General features: G+C 67.8%; 14 protein-coding genes. 11 read left to right on the top strand and 3 right to left on the bottom strand.

Annotated elements, in window-relative coordinates; genetic code table 11:
* On the top strand, positions 1–402 hold a 402-nt coding region (locus RMO97_RS02770), incomplete at its 5' end, for a hypothetical protein (RefSeq protein WP_310539023.1).
* 102 nt (positions 403–504) lie between these two features.
* On the opposite strand, the gene RMO97_RS02765 is transcribed toward RMO97_RS02770, so the two are convergent.
* Positions 505–936, bottom strand: coding sequence for a DUF6326 family protein (locus RMO97_RS02765; protein ID WP_310539022.1), 432 nt, complete (start codon positions 934–936; stop codon positions 505–507).
* A 127-nt stretch (positions 937–1,063) separates the two neighbouring features.
* A complete protein-coding gene (locus RMO97_RS02760) occupies positions 1,064–1,714 on the bottom strand; it encodes a class I SAM-dependent methyltransferase (protein ID WP_310539021.1) in 651 nt (216 codons plus the stop codon).
* A gap of 86 nt (positions 1,715–1,800) precedes the next feature.
* Between RMO97_RS02760 and RMO97_RS02755 the strand changes: the two genes are divergently transcribed.
* From RMO97_RS02755 to dprA, 9 genes are all read left to right on the top strand, one after another.
* Positions 1,801–2,676: a LysR family transcriptional regulator gene (locus tag RMO97_RS02755; protein ID WP_310539020.1), complete on the top strand. Its 876-nt coding sequence runs from the start codon at positions 1,801–1,803 to the stop codon at positions 2,674–2,676.
* Between the two features lie 97 nt (positions 2,677–2,773).
* Positions 2,774–3,250, top strand: coding sequence for a Holliday junction resolvase RuvX (gene ruvX, locus RMO97_RS02750; RefSeq protein WP_310539019.1), 477 nt, complete (start codon positions 2,774–2,776; stop codon positions 3,248–3,250).
* A gap of 76 nt (positions 3,251–3,326) precedes the next feature.
* Positions 3,327–4,304, top strand: a complete 978-nt coding sequence (locus tag RMO97_RS02745; RefSeq protein WP_310539018.1) for an aspartate carbamoyltransferase catalytic subunit — start codon at positions 3,327–3,329, stop codon at positions 4,302–4,304.
* Entirely contained in the window at positions 4,304–4,885 is a 582-nt protein-coding gene (locus RMO97_RS02740; RefSeq protein WP_310539017.1) for a TIGR00730 family Rossman fold protein, read from the top strand. The genes RMO97_RS02745 and RMO97_RS02740 overlap by 1 nt, the downstream gene beginning before the upstream one ends.
* A complete protein-coding gene (gene pyrC, locus RMO97_RS02735; RefSeq protein WP_310539016.1) occupies positions 4,882–6,174 on the top strand; it encodes a dihydroorotase in 1,293 nt (430 codons plus the stop codon). The genes RMO97_RS02740 and pyrC overlap by 4 nt, the downstream gene beginning before the upstream one ends.
* A 58-nt stretch (positions 6,175–6,232) precedes the next feature.
* Positions 6,233–6,535 (top strand): helix-turn-helix transcriptional regulator, encoded by a 303-nt coding sequence (locus tag RMO97_RS02730; protein ID WP_304777189.1) that lies wholly within the window; start codon positions 6,233–6,235, stop codon positions 6,533–6,535.
* Between the two features lie 3 nt (positions 6,536–6,538).
* Positions 6,539–7,081, top strand: coding sequence for an AAA family ATPase (locus RMO97_RS02725; RefSeq protein ID WP_310539015.1), 543 nt, complete (start codon positions 6,539–6,541; stop codon positions 7,079–7,081).
* A 24-nt stretch (positions 7,082–7,105) separates the two neighbouring features.
* Entirely contained in the window at positions 7,106–7,750 is a 645-nt protein-coding gene (plsY, locus tag RMO97_RS02720; RefSeq protein WP_310539014.1) for a glycerol-3-phosphate 1-O-acyltransferase PlsY, read from the top strand.
* Positions 7,747–8,847: a DNA-processing protein DprA gene (gene dprA, locus RMO97_RS02715; protein WP_310539013.1), complete on the top strand. Its 1,101-nt coding sequence runs from the start codon at positions 7,747–7,749 to the stop codon at positions 8,845–8,847. Before plsY ends, dprA begins: the two co-directional genes overlap by 4 nt.
* Here dprA and RMO97_RS02710 read toward each other — a convergent pair.
* Positions 8,844–9,023, bottom strand: a complete 180-nt coding sequence (locus RMO97_RS02710) for a hypothetical protein (protein ID WP_310539012.1) — start codon at positions 9,021–9,023, stop codon at positions 8,844–8,846. The genes dprA and RMO97_RS02710 overlap by 4 nt on opposite strands.
* Positions 9,024–9,201: 178 nt before the next feature.
* On the opposite strand from RMO97_RS02710, the gene topA reads away from it, so the two are divergent.
* A partial coding sequence (gene topA / locus RMO97_RS02705) for a type I DNA topoisomerase (protein WP_310539011.1) occupies positions 9,202–10,760 on the top strand: 1,559 nt, incomplete at its 3' end.

The raw sequence follows: 10,760 nt of genomic DNA, 5'->3' as shown, positions 1-10,760 counted from the left end.
TACGAGGACCCGCAGGGTCGCGCCTTCACCAAATCCATCCTGCAGGACGGCGAGATCTTCGCGAGCATGACGTCGCTCAACGGTCTGGAGGCCAGCTTCAGCGCCGTCGCGCTCGAAAGGAGCGAAGTCGAAGAGGTCTCTTGGCGGACCTTGGAGCGGCTTGCAGCGCGCCACCACGCCTGGGAGACAGCGGCAAGGCGCGCCTTCATGCTCTATGCCTCCCGCAAGGAACAGCGCGAGTTTCAGTTCCTGACCCTGTCCGCCGTCGAACGGTGGACCTGGCTATGCGAGCATCGTCCGGATCTCTTGAACCGTGTGACCCAGGCCGAGCTGGCGGCCTATATCGGCGTGACCCCGGTCGGACTCAGCCGGTTGAAAACGCGAGCCTTGCGCAAGAGGTAGCGAGGCCGCGCTCACGAAAAGTCCCCCCAGGCGGACAACGAGAAGGCCTCAAGACGGAGCCGAACGCTGATTCAACGCTGTTCCTTGCGAATAAAAAGGTCTTCAAATTACAGCACGCGGCCATTTCCAGGCATAGCGGATAACCAGCAAAAGAAGACCGACTTCTACAACGGCGCCAAACGCCATATGTATCCAGGCTTCCCCCACCAGATTGACCAATGTGTAGGGAATATAGATTGTCGCCACGACTATGTTTGTCCAGCGACTTACTTGAGCTGACAAGGCGACGGACAGGAAAATCATCAAGGCCGGAATCGTCACGGAGGCGAGCGCAACCAAGAGATAGGCTTGGGTGACGTCAAATACAAAGGCCTTACCAGACAGCAAATCTGCCAGTGATCCCGGCATGTACAGGTGGAAATAGTCTACATAGATGTAGAGAAACATGAAACTCGCCCACAGGGCGGCAATTTTCAGTTTCACAGTGACCTTGACTTCCTCGAGTTCGATTTTTTGTGTTGTTTTTGCGCTCATATTCTTCGCTCTTATTATCTAAAGCCTACCGAGATAGGCCGTAATTCCCGACGGCGCAGGCCAGCCAGACAGATGGCGGCCGCAAGAGGCGCGGAATGGTTGTTCCCGAAGCGAGCGCCAAGGCGTGCTAGGGCGCCGCGGACCGTTTGCGGGCCACGATGCAGGGACGGCGATCGTTCCCCTTGGTGGCGTGGTTTTCGGTGGCCAGGATGTCGAAACCTGCTGAGCTGACGAGATCGCAAAGTTCGGTCTGCCAGAAGACGCTGACATAGGGCGCCCTGCCGATCGCGCGCATCGCCGGCAACAGGACACCGCTCAGAAGCGGGTTCATGTCGCCAAGACAGGGCGTCTTGGAGATGAACAGGCCATTCGGGGCCAGCAGGGTGTGGATCCGGCGCAGCGTTCCCGGCACGTCGCGGACCATGTGGAGATAGTTGAATCCCAGAACCGCATCGAACCGCCCGGCCTCGAATATCGAGGCCTCGGCCGTCGCGATCTGGAAGACGAGGCCCGGAATGGGGCTGGCGGCCTGCTTCTCCTTGGCGATCGCGATCATTCCGGCGGACAGGTCGGTCGCCAGATAGCTCCGCACATCGCCGGCCAGCCGCAGGGCCGTGCTGCCGGTGCCGCAGCCCAGTTCCAGCACCTGGTCGTCCGGTTTCAGCAGCGCCCGGGTCCGCTCCAGGGTGCGTTCATAGCCGCCCAGATCGGCAATGGCGTCCTTGGCGTACTTGCGCGAGATCTTGTCCCAGAACCGCGCGTCGCTGGCTGTACTCATGGTGGAGCTCTCCTGTGCGACGCCGAATAGCATATGCAAATATCGAGCAAATTGCGGAAATTCGCAGCTATGATATACGCATATGCATGAAGCCGATGGACTGGAACCATATCCGGGCGTTTCACGCCACCGCCGCCGCCGGTTCGCTGTCGGCCGCGGCGCGGCAGCTGGGCCTGACCCAGCCCACCTTGTCGCGGCAGGTTCTGGCGCTAGAAGCCGATCTGGGGGTGACCCTGTTTGAACGGCGGGGCCGCAAGCTGGTTCTGAACCAGACCGGGATGGACCTGCTCGATCACACGCGCATCATGGGTGAGGCGGCGGAGACGTTGGTTCTGGCCGCCAGCGGCCGGGTGCAGGACACCGGCGGGCGGGTCTGTATCTCCGCCACCGACACCTTCGCGGCCTATGTTCTTCCCGAGATCGTGGCGCGCATCCGATCCGAAGCGCCGCAGGTCACGATCGCGATCGTCGCCTCCAATGAGATCAGCGATCTTCACCGGGGTGAAGCCGACATCGCCATACGCCATGTCCGTCCTGATCGCCCCGGTCTGGTCGGCCGCCATATCCGCGACACCGAGGCGGGCTTCTTCGCCTCTGAGGCCTGGGTCGCCCGCAACGGCCTGCTCAAGCGTCCTGCCGATCTGGCCACGGCGGGTCTGATGGGCTTCGATGACCCCCGCTTCTGCGACTATCTGGGTGAGATCGGTATTCCCATCGCCACCGAGGATCTCCGGATCGTGTCGGAGGCCTCGGTGGTGATCTGGGAGATGGTCAAACGCGGGATGGGTGTGGCCGTGATGATGCGCGAAGTGGCGGAGCGGACGCCCGGGGTGGTCAATCTCCTGCCGGACATGGCGCCCATTCCGGTGCCGATCTGGCTGGTCACCCATCAGGAACTGCAATCGAGCCCTCGCATCCGCCTGGTCCAGGCGATCGTGGCCGAGGAACTGGCCCGGATGTAGCGGCGGGCCAGTCGAGCGGCGGTCCATGCTGAACCGGTGAACGGCCCGGCCAGCGACGCGGGTTGGCGGGGTGCGGCCTGAACGCCTATGGAAGGCCATGGCCGTCGTCGACATCACCGAGCTCCCGCCCCTGCTGCCGCGCTACGGTGCGCTGGTTGGGCTCGACCTGGGGGAGAAGACCATCGGGGTGGCGGTGTCGGACACCACGCGGATGGTGGCCAGCCCGCTGGAGCTGATCCGCAAGACCAAGTTCACAGATGATGCGAAGGCGCTGTTCAAGCTGATGGACGGCCGCGAGGTCGCGGGCCTCGTCATCGGCCTGCCGGTGAACATGGACGGGACCGAGGGGCCGCGGGCCCAGTCCAGCCGCGCCTTCGCCCGCAACCTGCTGCGCCTGCGCCCCGAGCTGGTGATCGCCTTCTGGGACGAGCGCATGAGCTCCATGGCCATCAACCGCTTCCTGATCGACGAGGCCGACATCAACCGCGCGCGCCGCGCCGAGGTGGTGGACAAGATGGCGGCGGGGTGGATCCTGCAGGGGGCGCTGGAGCGGTTGCGGGGGCTGGAGGGGTAGGCGATCGCCGACACCTGTGGGCGAATGGGCGAGTTCGCTTGGCGCCGGGTTCGGCCTCCGCTACGACGCGCCTTTAATGACAACCCTGCCCCCTGGTCTGAACGAGGTTCTTGGCAGAACCTTCCCGTTCCCGCGGCGACACTTCCTGTCGGTCACCGATCTGAACGAGGTGGAGGTGGCCAGCCTCCTCGACCTCGCCGACGGCTTTGTGTCGCTCAACCGTCAAACCTCCAAGAAGCTCGACCTGCTTAAAGGCAGGACGCTGATGAATCTCTTCTTCGAGAATTCGACGCGGACCCAGAGCTCCTTCGAACTGGCCGGCAAGCGGCTGGGGGCCGACGTGGTCAATATGAGCCCGCGCTCCTCGTCGATCGCCAAGGGCGAGACCCTGATCGACACCGCCGTGACGCTGAACGCCATGCAGCCGGACCTGCTGGTGGTGCGCCACGCCTCCTCCGGGGCGGCCAGCCTGCTGGCGCAGAAGGTCACCTGCTCGGTGATCAACGCCGGGGACGGGCAGCACGAGCACCCGACCCAGGCCCTGCTGGACGCGCTCTCCATGCGGCGCGCCTTCGGGCGGATCGCGGGCCTGCGGATCGCCATCTGCGGCGACGTCCTGCACAGCCGCGTGGCGCGGTCCAATGTCAGCCTGCTGCAGATGCTGGGGGCCGAGGTGCGGCTGGTGGGGCCGCCGACCCTGATGCCGGCCGCCGTCGACCGCTGGAAGGCGCAGGTGTTCCACAACATGCGCGAAGGCATCGAGGGCTGCGACGTGGTGATGATGCTGCGCCTGCAGCTGGAGCGCATGGACGGGGTGATGGCGCCGTCGCAGCGGGAGTATTTCCGCTTCTACGGCCTGGACCGCGAGAAGCTGGCCTGCGCCGCGCCCGGCGTGCGGGTGATGCATCCGGGGCCGATGAACCGGGGCGTGGAGATCGACTCCGACGTGGCCGATGACCTGTCCGTCAGCCTGATTCAGGATCAGGTGGAGATGGGGGTGGCCGCGCGGATGGCGGTGCTGGCCTCCATGGCCGCGCGGCTGGACAACGACTGATGCGCGCGGTGGGGGTGTTCTGCGGCGCGAGCCCCGGCGGCGATCCGGCCTATAGCGCCGCCGCCCGGGCCATGGGCGCGGCCATCGCCGGCCGGGGCCTGGCGTTGGTCTATGGCGGAGCCAAGGTGGGGCTGATGGGCGCCCTGGCCGACGCAGCCCTGGCGGCCGGGGGCGAGGTGTTCGGGGTGATGCCCGAGGCGCTGATGGACAAGGAGATCGCCCATACCGGCCTGACCCGGCTCGACGTCGTGCCCTCCATGCATGAGCGCAAGGCGCGGATGGCGGAGATGGCCGACGGCTTTATCGCCCTGCCCGGCGGCGTGGGCACGATGGAAGAGATCTTTGAGATCTGGACCTGGGGCCAGCTGGGCTTCCACGCCAAGCCGGCGGGGTTCCTGAACGTGCTGGGCTATTTCGACCACCTGCGGGCCTTTGTGGACCACGCGGTGGGCGAGGCGTTCCTGAAGGCGCCCCACCGCGACATGCTGGTGTTCTGCCAGGACAGCGGGGAAATGCTGGACGCCCTGACCGCCTACAAACCGCCGGTCGTGGAAAAATGGATCGGACGGCAGGAACTATGAGCGCGCAGCCGACCGCCTTCTTGAACGCCCGCATCGTCGATCCGGCCAGCGGCTGGGACGGCCCCGGCGCACTCTTGGTGCGCGACGGCAAGATCGCCGACGTGAGCCATGGCGGCGACCTGGGGACCCTGTCGCCAGACATCGAGGTGATCGATGCGCGGGGCGCCATGCTGGCGCCGGGCCTGGTGGACCTGAGGGTCAAGACCGGGGAGCCGGGGTCGGAGACCAAGGAGACGCTGAAGTCGGCGGGGCTGGCAGCGGCGGCCGGCGGGGTCACCTCCATCGTGCTGCAGCCCGACACCGATCCGGTGATCGACGAGGCCTCGGTGGTGGACTTCATCCTGCGGCGAACCCGCGATATCGAGCTGGTCCACGTCTATCCGGCCGGGGCGGCCACCAAGGGCGCGCGGGGCGAGCGGATGGCCGAGATCGGCCTGATGGCCGAGGCCGGCTGCGTCTATGTCACCGACGCCGACCGGCCGATCGTGGACTCCAAGGTGCTGCGCCGGGTGCTGGCCTACGCCAAGAGCTTCGGGGTGCTGGTGGCCCACCGCCCGGCCGATCCGTGGCTGAGCGCGGGCGCGGCGGCCACCGAGGGGGAGTTCGCCGGCCGCATGGGCCTGCCCAGCGTTCCCACCTTCGCCGAGAAGATCATGCTGGAGCGCGACCTGGCGCTCGTCGAGATGACCGGCGCGCCGTTCCTGGTGGACCAGGTGACCACCGCCTGCGCCCTGGAGACCCTGGCGCGGGGCAAGGCCAGGGGCCTACCGATCACCGCGACCACCTCGATCAACCACCTGTCGTTCAACGAGATCGACATCGGCGACTACCGCACCTTCATGAAGTTCGATCCGCCGGTGCGCAGCGAGGACGACCGCCAGGCGGTGATCGAGGCCCTGGCGACGGGGCTGATCGACATCGTGGTCTCGGCCCACGCCCCGGCGCCGGCCGAGGACAAGCGCCTGCCCTATGACGAGGCCGCGCCGGGCGCCATCGGCCTGCAGACCCTGCTGCCGGCCCTGCTGGCCTTCCACCACGAGGGGCGGATCCCGCTGATCGACCTGATGGCGGCGGTGACCAGCCGGCCGGCCAGGCTGCTGGGCCTGAACGCCGGGACGCTTTCCAAGGGCGCGCCGGCCGACCTGGTGCTGTGCGACCTGAACGCCCCCATCGTCATCGACGCCGACAAGCTGCGCTCGAAGTCCAAGAACTCCCCCTTCGACGGGCGCAGGCTGCAGGGTGAGATCCGCATGACCCTGGTGGACGGACGGGTCGTCTACCGGGTCTGAGGTTGTCTGTGCGCGCGCGGCGACCTAGGCTCAGGGCGCAACTTAGCCAATTGGCGATATGACGAACGCACTCGCCTTCAAGGCCCTGGGCAATGACCGCCGGCTGCAGATCCTGGCCTGGCTGAAGGACCCGCGCGCCAACTTCCCGCCGCAGGTGGACGGGGACCTGGTGGAGGACGGGGTCTGCGGCGTGCGGATCGCCGAGAAGCTGGGGGTCAGCCAGCCGACCCTGTCGGAGCACATGCGGGTGCTGACCCAGGCCGGGCTGGTGACGCCCAGGCGCATCAAGCAGTGGACCTTCTACCGGCGCGACGAAGCCGCCCTGGCGGCCCTGACCGCCGTGCTGGCCCAAGAGGTCTGAGCCGTGCGCCGCGTGGTAATGGTTTCGGGCGCGCCGGGGGCGGGCAAGTCGACCCTGGCCGGTCCGCTCGCCGAGGCCCTGTCCCTGCCCCTGCTGTCCAAGGACGTGATCAAGGAGCGGCTGGCCGACGTGCTGGGCCAGCGGGCCGAACCGGAGGTCTGGACCCAGGCGCTGGGCAGCGCGTCGATGGAGCTGATCTGGACGCTGGCGGCGCTGTCGCCCGCCGTGGTGCTGGAGGCCAATTTCCGGCCGAAAAGCGCCTATGAGCGCCGCATGCTGACCGGCCTGGGCGGCCGGCTGGTGGAGGTCTATTGCCGCTGCCCGCCCGAGGAGGCCAGCCGGCGCTATTCGGCGCGGTCGCTGATCGGCGAGCGCCACGCCATCCACACCCTGCGCGACCTGCCCGCCGCCCTGCTGGCGGAGTACGACGCACCGGTGGGCCTGGGCCATATGATCGAAGTGGACACCACGGCGCCGGTGGACATCACAGCCCTGGCCGCGACCGTGCGCGCGGCCCTGGATGACGCGAGCGCTCCGGGCAGCTAGGCTCTCGGCAAATGGGGGAACCACATGCTTGAGTCACTCAGTCCCGCGCTGATCGCCGCGGCCGTCATCGGCGGTTACCTGCTGGGCTCCATTCCCTTCGGCGTCATCGCCACCCGGCTGGGGGGCGCGGGCGACGTGCGCAATATCGGCTCGGGCAATATCGGGGCGACCAATGTGCTGCGCACCGGCCGCAAGGACCTGGCGGCCATCACCCTGCTGGGGGACGGCGGCAAGGGGGCGGTGGCGGTGCTGATCGCCTGGCTGGCGACGCGGGAGAGCACCAAGGACGTCCAGGCCCTGCTCACCTCCATCGCCGCGGCCAGCGCCTTCCTGGGGCACCTGTTCCCCGTCTGGCTGAAGTTCAAGGGCGGCAAGGGGGTGGCGACCTTCTTCGGCACCCTGCTGGCGGCCGCCTGGCCCGTGGGGATCGCGGCGGGCGCGACCTGGATCATCATGGCCTTCCTGTTCCGGATCTCCTCGCTGGCGGCCCTGACCGCCGTGGCGATCGCGCCGATCTACGCCGCCTTCGTCTTCGACCGGCCCCTGCCCATCGCCTGGCTCGCCCTGTTCATGGCGGTGCTGGTCTATTTCCGCCATGCCGAGAACATCCGCCGCCTGTTGAAGGGCGAGGAGCCGCGCATCGGGGGCGACAAGAAGGACGCCGCTTGAGCCGAACCCTGACCGAGGCTGGGCGGCGCGACTGGCTGCGGCTGGCGCGCACCGAGAATGTGGGGCCGGTCACCTTCGACCAGCTGATCTCCCGCTATGGCGAGGCCTCCCTGGCGCTCGCCGCCCTGCCCGACCTGGCGCGGCGCGGCGGCCGGGTGTCGCCCCTGGGCGTGCCCTCGCTGGACGATGTGCAGGCCGAGCTGGCCGACGGCGCGGCCGTGGGGGCGCGGCTGCTATGCGCCTGCGAGGCGGACTTCCCGCAGGCCCTGGCGGCGCTGGATCCGCCGCCGCCGGTGCTGTGGGCTTGGGGAGACGCCAGGCTGCTTCAGCGTTCCATCGTCGCGGTGGTAGGGGCGCGGGTCGCCTCGGCCGCTGGACAGAGGTTCGCGCGCGGCCTGGCCAGCGATCTTGGGCAGGCGGGACAAGTGATCGTCTCGGGCCTGGCGCGGGGGGTGGACGGGGCGGCGCACGAGGGGTCGCTCCCCACCGGGACCGTCGCAGTCCTGGGGGGCGGGGTCGCCGACATCTATCCGCCGGAGCACCGCGACCTGCACGCCCGCATCGTCGAGGCCGGCTGCGTGGTGTCCGAGAGCCGGCCGCGCCAGACCGCCCAGGCCAAGGACTTCCCCCGCCGCAACCGGATCATCTCGGGCCTCAGCCGCGCGGTCGTGGTGGTTGAGGCGGAGATCCGGTCAGGCTCGCTGATCACCGCGCGGCTGGCCGCCGAGCAGGGGCGCGAAGTGCTGGCGGTGCCGGGCTCGCCGCTGGACCCGCGCGCCAAGGGAACCAACGACCTGATCCGCCAGGGGGCGGCGATCTGCGAGGGGGCGGAGGACGTCCTGCGGGCGCTGGAGGGCTTCGGCGGCTTCCGGGAGCCGGACCAGGATCGCTACGCCGTGACCGCCGATCTCTCAGATGCGGCGGCTGAAAAGCTGCGCGAGACCATCGCCGACCTGCTCTCCCCCACCCCGGTGTCGCGCGACGAGATCGTGCGCGCCGCGCGGGCGCCCCTGCCCGCCGTCCTGGCGGCGCTGATGGAGCTGTCGCTGGCCGGCCGGGCCGAGCTGCTGCCAGGCGGCATGGTGTCGCGAGCCTAAGGCTGCTTGTCCGGGGGCCCGGCCGCCGCGCGTGCGGCGTCGAGGGCGGCCATCATCAAGGTCGTCGCCAGGGACTGGTAGCCCCGCGTCGAGGCCAATTCCGCCAACTGGTTCAAGACCTCCTCGATGAAGGTCGCTGTCGCCTGAGGCGAGCCCTTGGGGTTCCACTGTTCCATCTGCCTGCGGCCAGCTTGTAACAGATTCCAACCCATAAGGCGTGGAAAGGTTTATGCTCAACTCTCAATTGTAGAGCTTGTTGTGAAATCGGCCCGTTGACAGGGCCTAGGTGGACACCCCACCTTCCGGGCCCTTGAATTTCGGGCGCTTCGGCCCTTGGACCACCCTTAAAACCGCATGAACCTCGTCGTCGTCGAGAGCCCGGCCAAGGCCAAAACCATCAATAAGTACCTGGGCTCGGACTATAAGGTCCTGGCCTCGTACGGCCACGTGCGCGACCTGCCGGCCAAGGACGGATCGGTGAAGCCCGACGAGGACTTCCTGATGCTGTGGGACGTGGACGCCAAGTCCGCCAAGCGTCTTTCCGAGATCGCCGACTTCGCCAAGTCCGCAGACAAGATCATCCTGGCCACCGACCCCGACCGCGAGGGTGAGGCCATTTCCTGGCACGTGCTGGAGGTTCTCCAGAAGAAGAAGGCCATCAAGGGCGCCACCGTCCAGCGGGTGGTGTTCAACGCCATCACCAAGGCCGCCGTCACCGAGGCGATGAAGCATCCGCGCGACATCGACATGGAGCTGGTGGAGGCCTATCTGGCCCGCCGCGCCCTGGACTACCTTGTGGGCTTCACCCTCTCGCCGGTGCTGTGGCGCAAGCTGCCGGGCTCGCGCTCGGCCGGCCGGGTGCAGTCGGTGTCCCTGCGTCTGGTGGTCGACCGCGAGATCGAGATCGAGCGCTTCAAGAACCAGGAATACTGGACGGTCGAGGCCGATGTCAGCGCCGGGGGCGACCCCTTCCTGGCCCGCATGGTCAAGCATGACGGCAAGCGCCTGACCAAGTTCGACCTGGGCGACGAGACCACCGCCCTGGCCGCCAAGGCCGCGGTGGACGGCGCGACCCTGAAGATCGCCTCGGTGGAAAAGAAGCCGGCGCGCAGGTCCCCTGCCCCGCCCTTCACCACCTCGACCCTGCAGCAGGAAGCCGCCCGCAAGCTGGGCTTCTCCACCCAACGCACCATGCAGGCCGCCCAGAAGCTGTACGAGGGCATCGACATCGGCGGCGAGACCGTGGGTCTGATCACCTATATGCGGACCGACGGCGTGCAGTCGGCGCCCGAGGCGCTGGACGAAGCGCGTGAGGTGATCGGTGGCGTCTACGGCAAGGATTACGTTCCTGAGAAGCCCCGGTTCTACTCCACCAAGGCCAAAAACGCCCAGGAGGCCCACGAGGCCATCCGCCCCACCAGCCTGGCCCGCAACCCCGGCTCGCTGCGTCTGGAGAGCGACCTCGGCCGGCTGTACGAGCTGATCTGGAAGCGGATGATCGCCTCGCAGATGGAGGCCGCCCGCATCGAGCGGACCACCATCGAGTTGGAGAGCGCCGACGGCAAGACCGGCCTGCGCGCCACCGGCCAGGTGATCCTGTTCGACGGCTATCTGGCCGTCTATGAGGAAGGCCGCGACGACGACGCCGACGAGGAAAGCGGCCGCCTGCCCCAGGTCACCGAGGGCGCCGCCGCCAAGGTGATCACCGCCCGCGCCGACCAGCACTTCACCGAACCGCCGCCGCGCTATTCGGAAGCCAGCCTGGTGAAGAAGATGGAAGAGCTCGGCATCGGCCGGCCCTCGACCTACGCCTCGGTGCTGACCGTGCTGCGCGACCGCGAATACGTCCGCATGGACAAGAACCGGTTCATCCCGGAGGACAAGGGACGGCTGGTCACCGCCTTCCTGGAGCA

The organism is Phenylobacterium sp., assembly GCF_031425575.1.
Taxonomy (GTDB): Bacteria; Pseudomonadota; Alphaproteobacteria; order Caulobacterales; family Caulobacteraceae; genus Phenylobacterium.
This window is presented reverse-complemented; position numbering and strand designations above follow the sequence as displayed.

What these genes read in the sequence shown, in the direction of transcription:
- RMO97_RS02765 (WP_310539022.1), bottom strand. Translation starts at nt 936, where the DNA reads ATGAGCGCAAAAACAACACAAAAAATCGAACTCGAGGAAGTCAAGGTC.
- RMO97_RS02760 (WP_310539021.1), bottom strand. Translation starts at nt 1,714, where the DNA reads ATGAGTACAGCCAGCGACGCGCGGTTCTGGGACAAGATCTCGCGCAAG.
- RMO97_RS02755 (WP_310539020.1), top strand. Translation starts at nt 1,801, where the DNA reads ATGAAGCCGATGGACTGGAACCATATCCGGGCGTTTCACGCCACCGCC.
- ruvX (WP_310539019.1), top strand. Translation starts at nt 2,774, where the DNA reads ATGGCCGTCGTCGACATCACCGAGCTCCCGCCCCTGCTGCCGCGCTAC.
- RMO97_RS02745 (WP_310539018.1), top strand. Translation starts at nt 3,327, where the DNA reads ATGACAACCCTGCCCCCTGGTCTGAACGAGGTTCTTGGCAGAACCTTC.
- RMO97_RS02740 (WP_310539017.1), top strand. Translation starts at nt 4,304, where the DNA reads ATGCGCGCGGTGGGGGTGTTCTGCGGCGCGAGCCCCGGCGGCGATCCG.
- pyrC (WP_310539016.1), top strand. Translation starts at nt 4,882, where the DNA reads ATGAGCGCGCAGCCGACCGCCTTCTTGAACGCCCGCATCGTCGATCCG.
- RMO97_RS02730 (WP_304777189.1), top strand. Translation starts at nt 6,233, where the DNA reads ATGACGAACGCACTCGCCTTCAAGGCCCTGGGCAATGACCGCCGGCTG.
- plsY (WP_310539014.1), top strand. Translation starts at nt 7,106, where the DNA reads ATGCTTGAGTCACTCAGTCCCGCGCTGATCGCCGCGGCCGTCATCGGC.
- RMO97_RS02710 (WP_310539012.1), bottom strand. Translation starts at nt 9,023, where the DNA reads ATGGAACAGTGGAACCCCAAGGGCTCGCCTCAGGCGACAGCGACCTTC.